Source organism: Bradyrhizobium murdochi, from assembly GCF_000472965.1.
GTDB classification, from domain to species: domain Bacteria; phylum Pseudomonadota; class Alphaproteobacteria; order Rhizobiales; family Xanthobacteraceae; genus Bradyrhizobium; species Bradyrhizobium murdochi.
Map to the genome: position 1 here is coordinate 250,114 of NZ_AXAU01000001.1, position 15,909 is coordinate 266,022.

General features: G+C 63.9%; 15 protein-coding genes. 7 read left to right on the forward strand and 8 right to left on the reverse strand.

The annotated features are described in order from the left end of the window. The first annotated feature begins 262 nt into the window (after positions 1–262). Positions 263–1,141 carry a DMT family transporter gene (locus tag YUO_RS0101325; RefSeq protein WP_028345672.1) on the forward strand — a complete coding sequence of 293 codons (879 nt, stop codon included), beginning with the start codon at positions 263–265 and terminating at the stop codon, positions 1,139–1,141. On the opposite strand, the gene YUO_RS39480 is transcribed toward YUO_RS0101325, so the two are convergent. From YUO_RS39480 to YUO_RS0101345, 4 genes are read right to left on the reverse strand one after another with little or no spacing between them, the layout of a single operon-like run. After that, on the reverse strand, positions 1,128–2,306 hold the full coding sequence (locus YUO_RS39480) for an MFS transporter (protein WP_035725730.1): 1,179 nt from the start codon (positions 2,304–2,306) through the stop codon (positions 1,128–1,130). The two genes, YUO_RS0101325 and YUO_RS39480, sit on opposite strands and share 14 nt — an antisense overlap. Further along, the gene (locus tag YUO_RS45875; protein WP_198027955.1) at positions 2,303–2,497 is read right to left on the reverse strand and encodes a hypothetical protein; all 195 of its coding nucleotides are present in this window, start codon (positions 2,495–2,497) and stop codon (positions 2,303–2,305) included. The genes YUO_RS39480 and YUO_RS45875 overlap by 4 nt, the downstream gene beginning before the upstream one ends. 3 nt (positions 2,498–2,500) lie before the next feature. After that, positions 2,501–3,868, reverse strand: coding sequence for an NAD(P)-binding domain-containing protein (locus tag YUO_RS0101340; protein WP_028345673.1), 1,368 nt, complete (start codon positions 3,866–3,868; stop codon positions 2,501–2,503). Positions 3,869–3,924: 56 nt separating this feature from the next. Further along, complete coding sequence (locus tag YUO_RS0101345; RefSeq protein ID WP_028345674.1) at positions 3,925–4,266, reverse strand: ArsR/SmtB family transcription factor; 342 nt, start codon at positions 4,264–4,266, stop codon at positions 3,925–3,927. Positions 4,267–4,390: 124 nt separating this feature from the next. Here YUO_RS0101345 and YUO_RS0101350 point away from each other — a divergent pair, with 124 nt between their 5' ends. From YUO_RS0101350 to YUO_RS0101370, 5 genes are all read left to right on the forward strand, one after another. Next, positions 4,391–4,753, forward strand: coding sequence for an ArsR/SmtB family transcription factor (locus tag YUO_RS0101350; protein WP_028345675.1), 363 nt, complete (start codon positions 4,391–4,393; stop codon positions 4,751–4,753). After that, a complete protein-coding gene (locus YUO_RS0101355; RefSeq protein WP_028345676.1) occupies positions 4,746–5,273 on the forward strand; it encodes an arsenate reductase ArsC in 528 nt (175 codons plus the stop codon). Before YUO_RS0101350 ends, YUO_RS0101355 begins: the two co-directional genes overlap by 8 nt. Beyond that, a complete protein-coding gene (locus YUO_RS0101360) occupies positions 5,273–5,971 on the forward strand; it encodes an aquaporin (protein WP_035725733.1) in 699 nt (232 codons plus the stop codon). The genes YUO_RS0101355 and YUO_RS0101360 overlap by 1 nt, the downstream gene beginning before the upstream one ends. Beyond that, positions 5,968–6,375 carry an arsenate reductase (glutaredoxin) gene (arsC, locus tag YUO_RS0101365; RefSeq protein WP_028345678.1) on the forward strand — a complete coding sequence of 136 codons (408 nt, stop codon included), beginning with the start codon at positions 5,968–5,970 and terminating at the stop codon, positions 6,373–6,375. The genes YUO_RS0101360 and arsC overlap by 4 nt, the downstream gene beginning before the upstream one ends. Positions 6,376–6,600: 225 nt before the next feature. Continuing rightward, entirely contained in the window at positions 6,601–7,860 is a 1,260-nt protein-coding gene (locus YUO_RS0101370; protein ID WP_028345679.1) for an adenylate/guanylate cyclase domain-containing protein, read from the forward strand. Here YUO_RS0101370 and YUO_RS39485 read toward each other — a convergent pair. Together YUO_RS39485 and YUO_RS0101380 are read right to left on the reverse strand one after the other, a co-directional pair. Then, positions 7,857–9,071, reverse strand: coding sequence for a multidrug effflux MFS transporter (locus tag YUO_RS39485; RefSeq protein WP_051379173.1), 1,215 nt, complete (start codon positions 9,069–9,071; stop codon positions 7,857–7,859). The genes YUO_RS0101370 and YUO_RS39485 overlap by 4 nt on opposite strands. A gap of 443 nt (positions 9,072–9,514) precedes the next feature. Next, entirely contained in the window at positions 9,515–10,756 is a 1,242-nt protein-coding gene (locus YUO_RS0101380) for an MFS transporter (protein ID WP_028345680.1), read from the reverse strand. Positions 10,757–11,078: 322 nt separating this feature from the next. On the opposite strand from YUO_RS0101380, the gene YUO_RS39490 reads away from it, so the two are divergent. Next, positions 11,079–11,597, forward strand: a complete 519-nt coding sequence (locus YUO_RS39490) for a hypothetical protein (RefSeq protein WP_156908436.1) — start codon at positions 11,079–11,081, stop codon at positions 11,595–11,597. A gap of 332 nt (positions 11,598–11,929) precedes the next feature. On the opposite strand, the gene YUO_RS39495 is transcribed toward YUO_RS39490, so the two are convergent. Both YUO_RS39495 and YUO_RS39500 read right to left on the reverse strand, forming a co-directional pair. Beyond that, positions 11,930–13,945 carry a peroxidase family protein gene (locus YUO_RS39495; protein WP_051379175.1) on the reverse strand — a complete coding sequence of 672 codons (2,016 nt, stop codon included), beginning with the start codon at positions 13,943–13,945 and terminating at the stop codon, positions 11,930–11,932. A 200-nt stretch (positions 13,946–14,145) separates the two neighbouring features. Beyond that, entirely contained in the window at positions 14,146–15,909 is a 1,764-nt protein-coding gene (locus tag YUO_RS39500) for a flotillin family protein (protein ID WP_035725736.1), read from the reverse strand.

Here is a 15,909-nt window from a genome sequence, read left to right on the forward strand (position 1 = left end):
CCGCTCCATACCAAAGCGAGCAGCGCTTGAATGGCTTCGCCATTTAACGGGGAGGCTGCGATTTCCCCGCAAGCAAGCTAAGCCCGTCGTGGCATCGCGCGCAAGACGAGAGATCGACATGGGCTGCTGACAGTTGCCGCCATTTGCGTGCCGTTCGCGCGGCGCAAGACAAAAAGGTTCATCTCAGCGTAGTCGAGCCTCGCGTGCGCGATTTCCCGCACCATATGATCCGCGCGAGAGACGCGGGCGACAGGGGGCGGCGTTGGGTGAATGGATCGGGGTCGCAATCGCGCTGATCTCGAGCAGCCTCGGCGGCAGCGCCGCGGCGATCACGCGCTATCTCGCCGGCAACACCGATCCGATCACGCTTGCGATCCTGCGATGGGGCATCGGCTTCTGCTGCGTGCTGCCGGCGGCGCTGCTCATGAAGGCGCGATGGCCGAAGCGCGCGGACTGGCCCGCCGTCGCCGCCCTCGGCTTCTGCTTCTTCGGCGTGTTTTTCGTTCTCTACAATATTGCTATGACGTTCACGACCGCGGCGCGCGCCTCGCTCGCGCTGGCGACGCTGCCGCTGCACACCATGGTGGTCGGTGCTCTGCTCGGCATCGAGCCGCTGACGAAGCGGAAGTCGATCGGGGTCTGCATCGCGGTGCTGGGTGTCGTCGCCGCACTCGCAACGGGATTGTCGGCCGCGCCGGAAGGCGCGTGGCGCGGCGAACTGATCATGACCGGCGCCGTTCTGTGCATGGCGTTCTACAATGTCTGGTCCCGGCCGTTCATCCAGCGATCCAGCGCGCTCGGTTTCCTCACCGTGGGCATGGGCACCGGCGCGGCGGCACTGATCCTGGTCGGATCGTTGACCGGCAGCGTCGCATCGCTCGGCCAGTTCGGAGCGCCGCAATGGATCGCGGGACTCTATCTCGGCGTCGCTGGTGGCGCGCTCGCCTTCATTCTGTGGGTGTTGGCGCTGGAGCGGGCGTCGCCGACGCGCGTGGCCAACACCATGACGGTCAACCCGGTTGCCGCCGGCCTGCTTGCCACCCAGCTCGTCGGCGAGCCGATCACGCTTAACCTGATTGTCGGGCTGATCGCCGTGTTTGCGGGCATATGGATCGCGACGTCGGAGATCAGGAAGCCGTAGACTCACGTCTCAACTGGCAGCCTCGGCGATCCTTGCGCAGCAGGAACAGCGCCAGCAGCGCCGAGATGCTGAGTGCCGAGGATACGAGCAGCACTCGCGCGCCCATGACCTCGATCAATAGGCCGAACAGCAGGGGGGCTGCGGCCTGCGCCATCCGCGCCGGTGCGCCGATGATGCCGAGGCGATAGCCGTAATTCTCCGGGCCGAAAACCGCGAGCGGCAGCGTGCCGCGTGCAATGGTCAGGATGCCATTGCCGGAGCCGTGGAACAGCGCGAACACGCTGGCCGCGCCGCCGCCGGCCAGGCCGAGGATGGCGGCGCCGATCGGGTGGGTGATGCAGGCAAGCCTGGTCGAGACCAGCGGATGATAGCGGCTGAGAAACCCCGCCTCGAAGATCCTCGCGGCCACCTGCGCCGGGCCGATCAGTGCGCCGGCGAACACCGCCTGCGCGGTGGTCGCGCCGGCTGCTTCCATGATGCGCGGCAGATGCGCCGCCATCGCGCCGGTGACGGTCCAGGCGGCTGCGAACACGAAGGCGAGCACGATCATGGTGCGGTCGATCGGGATATGCGGCTTGACGGCTGCCGCCACCGCCGCCTTCGCGCCTTTCACGGCCGGCAGCATCAGGAGGTTGAGCGGCAGGCCGATCAGAATGTGCGCCGCCGCCCAGGCAAAGCAGGTGTTGCGCCAGCCGATGGTCTCCAGCCCCCATGCGGAGAGCGGCCATCCCACGGTCGAGGCAAAGCCGGCGAGCAGCGTGATGCCGGTGATTGAGCGCCGTGCGGCGTCGCCGTAGATGCGGCCGAGCGCGGCGAAGGCGGCGTCATAAAGGCCGGCGCCCATGCCGACGCCGAGCAGCAGCCAGGCGATGACGAGCATGGGGATGGATGATGTGAAGCCGAGCAGCGCCAGCCCGGCCGCCAGCACCAGATTGGATAACGACAGCACGGAGCGGCCGCCGACCAGGTCGATCTGCCGTCCGACACGCGGGCCGATCAGGGCCGAAATCACCAGCGAGGCGGAGAAAGCGGTAAATATCCAGGTCGAGGATATGCCGAGATCGCGCGCGATGGGGTCAGCGAGGATCGCCGGCAGATAGTAGCTCGAAGCCCAGGCAAGGGTCTGGGTCGTGCCGAGGGCGAGAATGATGGGAAGCTGGTTCACGACTGGACCGTTCCCCTTCTAGACCACAGCAGCGCCAGCGGCCCGAGCGGGATGCCCGCTGCCAGCACCGCGAACGCCACCATCGATGCCGAGCCATCTTGCGGCCCGCCGGTCGCATCCAGCGCGACGCCGAACTGGCCCACGCACATCGCAACGATGACGGATCGGCCTTCCAGCGAAATTCTATTCACTCCTCATGCCGAGGACGCGCAACCACATCCCGACTTGCCTTGTTGCTTTGCTTTTTCATCCGCGACGCAACATGCGTCAACATCCGATATTGCGGGGCCGCCACAGCAATTGCTGGCATCTGGCAGCGAGCGGCTGCAGACGCCGGTCTCGGGCAGCACCAGTTCGACCCGCTCTGCGGCAGCTCGGTCGCCGGCGATGTCGGCCGCGATCGAGCGCACCTGTTCGTACCCGGTGACCATCAGGAAGGTCGGTGCGCGGCCGTAAGCTTTCATGCCGGCGAAATAGAAGCCCGGCTCGTCCTGCGCCAGCTCGCGGGCGCCGTGCGGCCGCACCGTGCCGCAGCTATGCTCGTTCGGATCGATCAGCGGCGCCAGCGCAATCGGACATTCGATCGCAGGATCAAGCCGGATGCGCAACTCGCGCACGAAATCGAGATCGGGGCGGAAACCCGTCGCGACGATCAGTTGATCGACCACGGCCTGCCGGGCGTTGCAGCCGGACAGGGCGCCGACGACGAGGCCAGGGCCGTCGGCTACGAGATGCGAAACGCGAAATTCGCTTTCGACCTTGATGCTGCCTGCCGTCACCAATGCGGCAAAGGCCGCGCCCAATTGACCGCGAGCCACCAGTTTGTCGTTCACCCCGCCGCCGAAAGCCTTGGCCAGATCGCTGCCGCGCAGCAGCCAGATCGGCCGGGTGCCCGGCGCCTGGTCCGCAAGCTTCGCCAGATCGATCAGCGTGCCGATCGCCGAATGCCCCGCGCCCAGCACCGCGACGGTCTTGCCGGCATAGCGCGTGCGTTCCTTACCCAGGACGTCGGGCATCCCATAGGCGATCTTGTCGGAGGTATCAGCCTCGCCGATGGCGGAAAGGCCGTTGGCGCCTGCCGGGTTCGGCGAATGCCAGGTGCCGGAAGCGTCGATGACCGCATCGGCCTTGACGACTTTCGGACCTTGTCCGTTCTGGTAGCGAATTTCGAACGGCGCCTTTTCCCTGCCTTTCGACTTCATCTTGTCGAAGCCGGCCCGGCTGATCGCGGTGACGCGGCTCGACGTCTGGATATGAGGCCTGAGCGCCGAGTGGACCGCAAGCGGTTCGAGATAGCGCTCCACCATCTCCATACCAGTCGGATACTGATCCGGTTCGGGAGAATTCCATCCCGTTGCCGCCAGCAGCCGCGTCGCCGCCTTGTCGACATTGTATTCCCAGGGCGAGAACAGTTGGACGTGGCCCCATTGCCGCATGGCGTGGCCGACCTTGTCGCCGGCTTCCAGCACGATCGGCTGCAACCCGCGCTCCAGCACATGGGCGGCGGCGGCAAGGCCGACCGGCCCGGCGCCGATGATCGCAACAGTTCTGGTTTCACCCATAGCGTTCTCCCATAAAGCTAGAAATATCGAAATAGCGTCGAAAGAAACGCAGCGCGCTAAGCCGCGGTCTTGGCATTGGTCTTGGCATTGATTTTGGCGTCGGCGGTTTCGGCGCTTTCCGTGCAGCATTCGGCGACCAAGAAACCCACCAGCTCCCGCATCACTTCGTAGTTGGCGTGGCAGATCAGCGTGGTCGCATCGCGCACTTGGGTGACGAGGCCGACCACCACCAGCGCCTTGATATGGTGGGAGAGGGTCGAGGGAGCGATTTTCAGTTTCTCTTGCAGGCGGCCGACGGCAAGTCCGGCGCCGCCGGCACGGATCAGCGCACGATATATCTTGAGCCGGGTCGGATTGCCCAGCGCTTCCAGATGGGCGGCGGCGTCATCGAGTTTCATGACTGCACGATGACACGGCTATCACGGCTCGTCAACGGTATTTCCAGAAATATCGAAACAGCGGGCGCCTGCAGCGGCGACAGTAAAAGTTGACATGCCGTGATATATCGATAAGTCTGGATATATGGAATCCGAACAAGCCATTTTGGCGCTGGCGGCGCTGGCGCAATCGACCAGGCTCGACGTGTTTCGGCTGTTGGCGAAACACGAGCCGGAGGGATTGCCTGCAGGTGACATCGCCAAGGCGCTCGCCGTGCCGCAGAACACCATGTCGTCGCATCTGGCGATCTTGTCGCGTGCGGGGCTGGTGACAGCGCGCCGCTTCAGCCGCTCGATTGTCTACCGCGCCGATCTGAAGGCCTTTCAGTCCGTGGTGCTGTTCATGCTCAGGGATTGTTGCCACGGGCGGCCCGAAATCTGCGGTCCATTGATTGAAGACCTCACGCCTTGCTGCACCCCGAAGCCGAGGAGGAAAGCGCATGTCTGAACGCATCTACAATGTACTCTTCCTGTGCACCGGAAACACCGCCCGTTCGATCCTGGCGGAATCGATCCTGCGCAAGGACGGCCGCCGCAATTTTCGCGCCTTCTCCGCCGGCAGCCAGCCGAAGGGGACGGTCAATCCGTTCGCGATCAAGGTTCTCAACCGCCTTGACTACCCCACGGACGATTTGCGCTCCAAGAGCTGGGAAGAGTTCGCGCGGTCCGATGCTCCCGTGATGGATTTCGTCTTTACGGTCTGCGACAACGCAGCCGGCGAATCCTGCCCGGTCTGGCCGGGACAGCCGATGACGGCACATTGGGGCATCGAGGATCCCGCCGCCGTCGAGGGCACCGATATCGAGAAGGAAGCCGCGTTCGTCGAGGCTTTCCGCTATCTCAAGAATCGAATTGGCGCCTTTGCGAGCTTGCCGCTCGCAAGCATTGACAAGTTGTCGCTCGGGACCAAGCTGCGCGACATCGGCCGCAGCGACGGCGCGACCTCAGGCCATGAGAAGGCGAGCTGATGTCTGACTTCGATCTGCCACGCCGGCTCGCTGCCGAAGCGCTCGGGACCGCATTGTTGGTCGCTACCGTGGTCGGCTCCGGGATCATGGCCGAGACCTTGACCAAGGACGTGGCACTGGCGCTGCTCGGCAATACGTTGCCGACCGGTGCCATCCTGGTCGTCCTCATCACCATTCTCGGTCCCATTTCCGGGGCCCATTTCAATCCGGCGGTATCGCTGGTCTTTGCGATCAGGCGCGAGCTGACGCCGCGCGAGGCGCTGCTCTACATCGCTGCGCAAATCGCCGGCGGGATTGCCGGAACCATGCTGGCGCATGCGATGTTCGCGCTGCCGCTGCTCGATGCTTCGCTGAAAATGCGAACCGGCGGTGCGCAATGGCTCGCCGAAGCCGTCGCCGCGTTCGGCCTGGTTGCGACCATTCTGGCCGGTATCCGGTTCAACCGCGCCGCGGTGCCGTGGCTGGTCGGCCTCTACATCACGGCGGCTTACTGGTTCACGGCGTCGACGTCGTTCGCCAATCCCGCCGTTGCCATTGCGCGCTCGCTGACCAACACGTTTTCGGGCATTCGCCCCACAGATCTTCCGGGCTTCATCGCGGCGGAAACCTGCGGCGCCATCATCGCGTTGATCTTCATGGGCTGGCTGCTTCGTGAAGGCGACAAGACGCCCGCAGTGTTGAAGGAGGCGCAACCATGAGCGTCACGATCTACCACAACCCCGCCTGCGGCACCTCGCGCAACACGCTGGCGATGATCCGGCAGAGCGGCGAGGAGCCCGAGGTGATCGAGTATCTGAAGACGCCGCCGAGCCGCGCCCGGTTGGTCGAATTGATTGCCGCGCTCGGAATTTCGCCGCGCGAGCTGTTGCGCGAAAAAGGCACGCCCTATGCCGAGCTTGGCCTGGCCGATCCGAAATGGAGCGATGACGAGCTGATCGACTTCATGTTGGCGCATCCGATCCTGATCAATCGACCAATTGTTGTGACGCCAAAGGGCGTCCGGCTGTGCCGGCCCTCGGAGCTGGTGCTCGATTTGCTCGATAATCCGGTCGAATCCTTCGTCAAGGAAGACGGCGAGGCAGTCACGCGCGCGAAGTCGTAAGACCCGTGTCCCGGACGCGGTGCAGCGTGCAACGCTGCTCCGCAGAGCCGGGACCCATGAAGCCGGAAGCGTGGACCCCGGATCAGCAGCGCACCGCCATAGCGCGTCGAAGACGCGCGTGAACGCGCTTATGGCGCTGCGCGGCGTCCGGGAACGCAAGTGGCGGCTAGCCTTCTGCGGACGTCTAGCCTTTCACTCGCCCCGATTGCACGGCATAATGGCTGCATGGAGCTCACCCCCCGTCTGCGCCTGATGAACTGGCTGGTCGGCCAGGGCCTCACCGGCCTGCCTCAAAACGACCTGATCCGCGGTTTCTGCGAACGCTGCTGTGCCGAGGGGCTTGGCCTGTCGCGCGGCATGGTCTTCATCGACACGCTGCACCCGATTTTCGAAGGCCGCGGCTTTCGCTGGAACGACGCCGAGACCAACGAAAGCGACGCGTTCGAATATGGCTCGACCAACGAGGGCGAAGCCGCGGAGGCCTGGCGGAGTTCGATCTTCTACTACATGCTCCAGAACGGCCATGAAGAGCTGCCGCTCGACCTCGCCAAGCGCGCCTCCTACAACTTCAAATTCATGGGCGAGCTCGCCGAGAAAGGCCACAAGCATCTGGTGGCCTATGTGCACCAGTTCGGCGAGGCCGGCACCATGGGGCAGATGGACTGCGTCTATTCCTATTGGGTGACACGGCGCGACGAGGGGTTTGGCGCGCACGGACTCGCTGCGCTCCGCGACCTCGTGCCGGTGCTGGGGCTGGCGATCAAATCCGCAGCGCAGGCCGACATCACCAAGACGCTGGGCCGGGTCTATCTCGGTCGCGACACCGCCGAGCAGGTGCTGCGCGGCCGCATCACGCGCGGCGTCACCGAGCGGATCAACACGGTGCTGTGGTTCTCCGACCTGCGCGGCTCGACGGCGATCAGCGAGAGCATCGATCCCGGCGAGATCATCCCGTTCCTCAACGATTATGCGCAGGCCTCGATCGACGCCATTCATGATGCCGGCGGCGAGGTGATGAAGCTGATCGGCGACGGCGTGCTGGCGATGTTCACCCATGAGAACATGGCGAAGGCAAACCGCGCAGCGCTGCGCGCTGAACATCGCTTCCGCCGCAACATGAGGACGCTGAATGCCCGCCGCACGGCCGAGAACCGGCCGGTCACGTCAGCACATGTCGGCCTGCATGTCGGCGAGGTCTTTTACGGCAATATCGGCAGCGACGACCGGCTCGACTTCACGGTGGTGGGACCTGCCGTCAACGAAGTCAGCCGCATCGCCTCGATGTGCCGCTCGGTCGACCGCGAATTGCTGATGTCGTCGGCGTTCCGCGGAGGTCTCGATGCCGCGGGGCGAAACTATCTGGTGTCGACCGGCCGCTACGCGCTGCGCGGCATCGGCCGCGCGCAGGATCTTTACACGCTCGATCCGGATATTGCCGCGGATGAGGTGGTGGGTGGGAAATACGAGCGGTATCTGGCGTCCTAACTTGGTCTCGCTCGCCGTGTGTAAAGCGCGACGGCAAGCAGCGAGAATACCACCAGCACGACGCCAAGCGCGAACAGCGCGTTGGGAGAAATCGTCGCCGCGAGCCAGACGCCGATCGCGGCCGTCATCATCTGCGAGAAGCCGATGAGCGCCGATGCCGCGCCCGCTTTGTCGCCGAACGGGGACAGCGCCTGCGCCGTGCCTAACGGGCTGACGATGCCCATGCCGAGCAGGAACACGCTCATGGCCGCAAGAAACGGCAGGAAGGAAGGCGTGTATAGCGAGACCAGCAGCATCGCGAGGCTGCCGGCGGCGGCGGCGAACAGTCCGCCCCGGATCGAACGATCGAGCCCATAGCGTGGCGCCAGCCGGGTCGCGAGCATGCCGGCGGCGAACACGATCAGCACCGTGCCCGCAAAGAACAGGCCGAGTTGAATCGGCGTAAAATGCATCGCTTCGATCAGCACGCGGGGCGCGGCGGAGAAAATCGAGAACAGCGCGCCCAGAATCAGGCTGACGGTTGCCGCCGGTACCACGAAGCGGCGGTCGCGGAGCAGGGCGAGGTAGGTTTTTGCAATCGCCTGCGGATCGAGCGGGGTGCGTGTTGCGAGGTGGGTCTCGCCAAACACCATGCCGTAGGCGAGGGCGCCGAGACCGGCGAAAGCCGCAAGGAATGCGAATTCGGAGCGCCAGCCGAAAGCGTGGTCGAGCGCGCCGCCGAGCAGCGGCGAGAAGCCCGGCGCTGCCGACATTGCGATCATGATCAGCGCCATCGCGCGGGCGAGGGCCGCGCCGGAAAACAGGTCGCGGGCAATGGCGCGGGACAACACCGAAGTTGCGCAGGCGCCCGCCGCCTGGATGACACGGCCAATGAGCAGGCTCGGCAAATCATTGGCGAGGCCGCACCAGACGCTGCCGGCGAAGAAGATTGCAAATCCGGCCAAGACCGGCCAACGGCGGCCATAGCGGTCCGAGATCGGCCCGACCACGAGCTGGCCGACCGCGAACGCCGCAAGGAAGACCGTGATCGCTGCGGTGACCGCCGCGCTCGTGACGTTGAGCGACGCCGCCATCTGCGGCAGCGATGGTAGCAGGATGTTGGTGGCGAGCGTTCCCGTGGCGGCGAGGCCCGCCAGAACAGCGATCTGTAGGACAGTGGAAGAGGCTTCCGAACGAGGGCGGGTGTCGATTGCTGCAGTCTGGTCGGCCATGAGGGTTCCTGCTTTGATATGAGATGATGTATATCATATAAAGTAGGATAAGGAAGCGGCAATGAGCCTCAGATGGAATTGGAAGAAAGTGCTCGAAAAGACCGTCATTGCGACCCAACGGGTCGCGCGCATGCGCGCCCGATGACAGGCTCCGCGAAGCAATCGATCGTGCCGCGGAGAGAATGAATTGCTTGCGTCGTCGTTGCTCGCAACGACAGTTTTGATTGGTGCCTGCAGCCGAAGTCTCGGTGAATATGATCGGCGTTCAGCAGGCCGCCGGCGATATCAAGGCGGCTTAACGGTCCCGTGCCCGGACGCTGCGCAGCACGAAGTGATGCGCTGCAGGGCCGGGGCCTACCTTTCTGCGGCGTGGGTCCCGGCTCTGCGGTGCACCGCTGAAGAAGCGCTGCACCGCGTCCGGGACACGAGCACTACTTGCTCGGCTAACATGCCGGCTCGCCCACCATGTCCGGCTGTCGCGCCAGCGAGACTGCGGGCGAGAGCAGGATCACCAGCGCCTGCGCGGCGAAGATGGCGGCTGCCAGATAGAGGCAGGCTTCTGCGCCATAGAGGCCGCCGACGATGGCGCCCAGCGCCGAGCCGAGCGGGCGGGCGCCGTAGCTCATGATGTTGATGGCGGAGACGCGCCCGAGCAGCGACGGCGGGGTCACCGATTGACGCAGCGTCGTGGTCGAGATCACCCACAGGATCGGGCCGGCACCGAGCAGGAAGAAGCTCAGCCCCGCGAGCCACGGCGCCGGCACGATCGTCGTCAGCGCCATCACGGCGGCGGCGACGAAACCGGTGACGGGGCCAAGCCCGATCACGGTGCCGAAGGCGAGGCGTTTCATCACTCGCGTGGCAGACAGTGCGCCTGCCACCATGCCGACGCCGTACATCGCGAGCGTCACGCCGACGCCGGTGGCTGATAGTCCGAGATGGCGAACAGCGTAGGGCACGAACACGGCCAGCAGCAGGAACGACGCCGTGTTGAAGATGAACTGCGTGATGAACACGGGCCGCAGCAGCGCGTGATGCAACACGAACGCGGCGCCTTCCCTGATCTCCTGCAGGGGATGGCGGCGCGGCGCAGGCGCGCGCGCCGGTTCGTAAATGCCCGACAGCAGCACGACGGCCATCACCGACAATGCGGCGGCAAAGCCGAAGGCAGGCGCAGCGCCGACCCATCCGACCAGCACGCCGCCGAGCGCGGGGCCGCTGGCAAACGCCACCGTGCGCGCCAGTTCGATCCGCGCGTTCGCCGCGGGCAATTGCTCCGAATTGACCAGCGATGGCACCAAAGCGGGCGCGGCGACGCTGTAGGCCACGGTGCCGCATACGGCGACGAAGCCGAGTAGCGAGAGCAGCGGCAGCGTGATTGCGCCGAGCCAGATCAGCAGCAGCGTCGCCGCAAGCGCGGCCGCCCGCAGCGCTTCGGAGGCCGCCATCACCCAGCGCCGCGAGATGCGGTCGGCAAGGAGACCGGCGGGAATCGCAAACAGGATGAAGGGCAGCGTCAGCGCGGTCTGCAACAGGCCCGTCTGGCCTTCGCCTGTGCCAAGCAGCAGCACCGCAACGATCGGCGCTGCGGCCAGCGCGATCTGCTCGGCCGATTGCGCAGCGAGGTTCGACCAGGCCAGACGGTTGAACGTCGCGGGCAGGCGAGGGGTCGGGTCGGGTGACATGGCAGTATTCCCTTAGATTCGATCTGACCCATTGTCTGGTCCAAGGACGATCCAACCCACCCGTTTCCCGACAAGCTTTTGCTAATAAAAACGCGTCGGAAGCACACAGTCCCCCGCGACAGAAATCGCCGCGCGTGGGCACCGCAAGGCGTTGCGCTGGTGTCGTCCGGCATCGCAAGCGGCGCGGACGAATTGACAATTTGGGCCATTTTATGCGCAGTGGCAGGTGGCGCGACTTCCTTGCGAGCTACCTGTTGATTCGGTGAGCACGTCCGTGAGGTGGGTGGGATCGTTCATTGGAATTAACAGGAGTAAATTGAAAATGCAGGGTTTCCCCTCACGGGCAGCGGCGGCTGTCGCAATTGCCTTTGCTTTGCTCGCTGCATTGAGTGTGGCCAAATTCGACAAGGTCGCGTTGGCATTGACCTCTCGCGAGGCGGCCACCGTCGTTGACCTTATCGAGAAGCTGAAGACCGAGTTTGGCGATTTCGCGTACGACGATGACGAAGCCGACGAATGGTTCGAGAAGGATGCTGCCAGCCAAAAATTAATTACCAAGACGGGATTCGATCAGAAGAGCTGGAAAGCCGCAGTAGACGAAACGATGAAGGGGTTCTTTGCGACGATCCCCGAGGCGGAGATCAAGACGATTCTCGATGGCACGCGCCAGCGCACCGAGAGCGCGACGGGTCTAAACGCCGAGCAGAAAAAGGCCTTGCTTGAGCTGATTGAGGAGCAACGCAAGGAGATCTTGGCGCTGCGGGAAGGCGGGAAACCTTTCGTGGGTGTCGTTGGCCCATTTGCGCAGCGGATTCGCAAGCTGACGATGGACAAACGCTGAGCGCCGATACCAAATAAACATGCGCGGTGGCCGGACCTGTTCCGGCCACCCACGTGGTTACGCGATGCAAGGGAGTGGATGCCCGCGACAACCGCGGGCACTACAGCCCAAAGATAGCGGCAGGCTGCGTGGTTACAGCGTGCCGCGGAACGCGCCGCTGTCGAGCAGCAGCCTTCGCCGACGCCGTGGGGGTGGCGGCCAGCGCAATCTGCTCGGCCGATTGCGCGGCCAGATTTGACCACGCCAGGCGGTTGAAGGTCGCGGGCAGGCGAGGCGTCGCTCCGGGTAAGAAGGATCGCGCCAAACCGCAGAAGTTGCTTGGTGAATTCGCATTAAACGTCGAACAGGAAATCGTGTTTTGTAAGTTCATGGGGCCGCACGTCGGTGAGTTCGATCCGGTCGTCACCGATCTGAACCACCGTATTCCCATGGTCGCCCCAGATCTTCGCATCGCGAAAGTCCAGACGGCCGGCATTCTCAAACACCAGCATGTCGACGCCTGGATCGAAGTCGGTGATCTCAGCTTTGGTGGATCCGAAATCAAACACGAAGCGATCCGCGCCGTCATTTCCCGTCATCGTCTGCTTGCCGGTTCCGGCGAACAGATAATCTCCCTGCGGACCGCCGATCAGGGTGTCGTTGCCATCGGAGCCGATGACGATCTGGCGGGCTTCGGGATCTTCGGACTCCACTCCGCCGGCAAGGCCGGTGTGCCGCGTATAGGTGACGAAGACGTCGTCCTGGATATGCTCGGTGTCGGTATTGCGCAAAATGATATCAGCCAGCGTCGTGCCTTTGATCTCGGATAATGTCTTGGCATCAAATCCTTGATTTTCGAACCAGAACCGGTCGCCATCGCGCAACGCCTCGAACTGCATCGTGATGATGGCCTGGAAGGTTTCGCCGACCAGCGCGCCGGGGACATGATTCTCCGACAAGCCGCCGGTCCACAGGCCGACGTTATTGACGTGGCCGTAAGCTGCTTTCAGTCCGGCCAACGTCTCCGGGTCGCTCGTGATCTGGCTGAAATCCGTGTAGGGGTCGAGGCCGAGTGCTTCACGGGTCTGGTTGAGCGTGCCGAGGCCGAGGTCGCGTGCGCGCTGTATGTTGATCGCCGCGAGATCCATCGACACCGGTGGATCGAAAAGAAAATTGCGCAGATCGTCGACGATGCGCGCATCGAGTGCCTGTGACGGATCGGCGGCCAGGTGGCGCAATTGTCCGTCGGTGCCGCCATTGTCATTGAAATTTGCCGCCGGCTGGAAGAACACATCCTTCAGGTCTTCCTCGGAGCCGGCGATGACTTCGCCGTTTTCCTCAAGGCCCTCAGTTTCGCCTGACACGATCGAATGCCCGAAGCGGAACGCCGCGGCGACGAATTCCAGCGTCAGATGAGGATCGACGTTGGGATCATAGCCGTCGTAGGGCGTCAGCGCATTCTTGCCGACGAGGTTGGGCAGGAATTCCGAACAGGTGATGTTGGCGATTTCCGCCGTCACGATAGCGCGCGCGTGATTGTAGAGTTGGTCGCCGCTCCATTTCGGGTGCTCAAGGTGCAGTTTGTCGACCCAATAGTTGTGTTCGCGCACGAACAGCGTGTGCAGCGCGGTGAGCGCTGGATTTTCTGCGGCGCGGGCGTCACCCGCTACGACCATGCCGCTGATGATAGGCAGATTGTTGCCCGCCGAAGTCAACATGTGGCCGTCGGCGGTGCGCAGGCTGGCGGCCGTCGCGGCGTTGGATCCGTAGACCATCGAGGCGTCTAGCCAGGCGGTATTGGAATTGAGCGCCATCGCAGGATTGGACGTGCCCGCACCGGTCGTGGGATCGGTGACGGCGCGGGTGATCGGAATGATGGTGCCGGCAGAAAATACGGGATCGCCGGCGGGCACCACGACGCTGATATCGCTGACGCCATCGGTCTTGGTCAACGTCATGTCGTGATCGATGAACTGGCCCCATGCGTACATGAAGGCGGACACGCCTTCCGGGTTCGCCACATCAGGATCGCCCGCGCCGACCACAAGATTGCTGATGGTGCGGGGATTGTTGCCGCCGAGCGGAACGGAGATGCCGTCGGCAAAATGCGCTTCACCGATGCGCGCGAATTCAGTTCCGGCAGCGTTGAGGGTGGAATCGGATTGATTGTTCTGCGAACCGTCGAAGCTGCGGTATTCGATTTTTGCCGGCTTCGGATCCGGTGGGCACGGCCGAGGGCCATGGTGCTCACCCGGGCCATGCGAGCCGTGCGGTCGGTGCGGCACATGAAAATGGCCGAGAAAATCGCCGAAGTGAAAATCGTCGTTTCTGTCTTGGTGTGCCTCCCAAGTCCGCTTGAACTGACGCATCCGGATGCTCCCTCAGTTGCAATTGCGAATTAGTTGCAATTGGTGTCACGAATGAGAGGCATTTGCAATAAGGAAGTGCAGACCGCCAGCAGCCCGTGCTTCCCGACAACTGACAGATGAGGAGGACTCCAAGAAAAAGGCCCGCCGCGCGAATGGCGGCAGGCCTCGATTTGAACGGCGTTTCGGCGGCTTCTGCTTGGCTACGACTTGGGCCCCAGTGTCGCTTTGCCCGTTCCCGAGATGGTCGCGGGCGGTGTCGCCACCTCATCATCATCTATTGCGGCGGGCAGTTCGGCCGGACTGGCGAGCTGCGGCGCGGCCAGCGCGTTGGTCAGGCTGGTCAGCGCGTCCGGACCGGCGGCGAAGCCGCCCTCGGCGAGAATCTTGTCGATGATCGGCTTGAACGCCGAGACCGACAGCAACTGCGCGGCAAGGCCGTCGCCCAAACCAAGCCCGTTGCTATGGCCGTTCATCGCGCCATTGCCGCCGCCGCGGCCGAGCAGGCCGCCGGTGTCGAAGATCCGGATGTCGGAAATCTTCTCGATCGGCTTGACCGCTTCGGCCAGCGCATTCGGGATGATGTTGATGCGCGCCATGGTGAGATCGTAGTCGACCATCGCCTGAGAGAGCTTGTTGCGCGCTTCCGCCTTCAACGCCGCCACCTCGGCCTCGGCCTGGCCGAGCGATTTGACGCCGGCCGCGCGGGTGGTCGCCGCCTCGGCGTCGGCCTTGGCCAGCATGGTAATGGCTTCCGCCTTGTTGTTTGCGGCCTGGTTCTCGGCTTCCGCCATCACGGTGATCGGCATCGCCTCGGTCTCGGCGGCCTTGCGCGCTGCGATCACGTTGATGATCTTGTCGCGCTCGGCGATTTCGACGGCCTTGGCGGTGGTGACCTTTTCTTCAGCGGCGATCGCCAGCGCACGCGCCGTTTCGGCAATCGTTTGCGCCTCGGATTGCTCCTTGCTCTTGGCGGCGATCGCGATCGCACTTTCCTGAGCCACGATCTGCAGGTCGCGCTCCATTTCGGTATTGCGTCGTTTCACCGCGAGATCGGCCTCGATCTTTCTGGTGTCGCGCAACTGGTTGGCTTCGGTCTGCTTGTTGGCGACCGCCAGCTCCTGCTGAATGCGATACTCGGCCTCGTTCTGCAGCGCGGTCTGCTCGACCTGCGCGGTCTGCGCACGCATCGCGGCGGTCTTGTTGGCGATGTCGCGTTGCTGCGCCAGTTCCGCCTCGCGCTTGGTGGCCTCGATCGTCAGCGTGGTCTGGCGGGCGACGAGGTCCTGCTGCGCGATGTTGACCTCGGTGGTGCGGACGATCTGGTTGCGCTCCTGTTCGCGCTCGCGCGTGATCTTGGTCAGCGTCGTCAGACCGTGGGCGTCGAAGAAGTTGCTCGGGTTGAAATGCTTGATATCGCTCTGGTCGAGACGGGTCAGCGACACCGATTCAAGCTCTAGGCCGTTGTTCTGGATGTCGGCGCCGACGGCGTCCTGCACCGATTTCACGAACGTCGCGCGCTGCTCCTGCAGCTCCTCGAGGTTCATGGTGGCGGCTACCGAACGCAGGCCGTCGACGAATTTGGCCTCGATCAGTTCGCGCAGCTCGCCTGCATTTTGGGTGCGGCTGCCGAGCGTCTGCGCGGCAAGCGCGATCGAGGAAGTATCGGGTTTGACGCGCAGATAGAACTCGGCGCCGATATCGACACGCATGCGGTCCTTGGTGATCAGCGAGTCCGGACCGCCGCGGGCGACCTCCAGCCGCAGCGTCTTCAGATTGACCGCGGCGACGGAGTGGAACACCGGAAGGACGATCGAGCCGCCGTCGAGCACGACCTTCTGGCCGCCGAGTCCGGTGCGGACATAGGCTTCATCACGGGTCGAGCGGCGGTACAGTTTGGCAAGCAGCAAACCAATAACAAGAACGGCGATAACGCCAATCGTGACGGGTATTGCAAGTTCCCACAT

Coding starts and splice junctions, on each gene's coding strand:
- YUO_RS0101340 (WP_028345673.1), bottom strand. CDS start 3,868: ATGGGTGAAACCAGAACTGTTGCGATCATCGGCGCCGGGCCGGTCGGC.
- YUO_RS0101345 (WP_028345674.1), bottom strand. CDS start 4,266: ATGAAACTCGATGACGCCGCCGCCCATCTGGAAGCGCTGGGCAATCCG.
- YUO_RS0101350 (WP_028345675.1), top strand. CDS start 4,391: ATGGAATCCGAACAAGCCATTTTGGCGCTGGCGGCGCTGGCGCAATCG.
- YUO_RS0101355 (WP_028345676.1), top strand. CDS start 4,746: ATGTCTGAACGCATCTACAATGTACTCTTCCTGTGCACCGGAAACACC.
- YUO_RS0101360 (WP_035725733.1), top strand. CDS start 5,273: ATGTCTGACTTCGATCTGCCACGCCGGCTCGCTGCCGAAGCGCTCGGG.
- arsC (WP_028345678.1), top strand. CDS start 5,968: ATGAGCGTCACGATCTACCACAACCCCGCCTGCGGCACCTCGCGCAAC.
- YUO_RS0101370 (WP_028345679.1), top strand. CDS start 6,601: ATGGAGCTCACCCCCCGTCTGCGCCTGATGAACTGGCTGGTCGGCCAG.
- YUO_RS39485 (WP_051379173.1), bottom strand. CDS start 9,071: ATGGCCGACCAGACTGCAGCAATCGACACCCGCCCTCGTTCGGAAGCC.
- YUO_RS0101380 (WP_028345680.1), bottom strand. CDS start 10,756: ATGTCACCCGACCCGACCCCTCGCCTGCCCGCGACGTTCAACCGTCTG.
- YUO_RS39490 (WP_156908436.1), top strand. CDS start 11,079: ATGCAGGGTTTCCCCTCACGGGCAGCGGCGGCTGTCGCAATTGCCTTT.
- YUO_RS39495 (WP_051379175.1), bottom strand. CDS start 13,945: ATGCGTCAGTTCAAGCGGACTTGGGAGGCACACCAAGACAGAAACGAC.
- YUO_RS39500 (WP_035725736.1), bottom strand. CDS start 15,909: ATGTGGGAACTTGCAATACCCGTCACGATTGGCGTTATCGCCGTTCTT.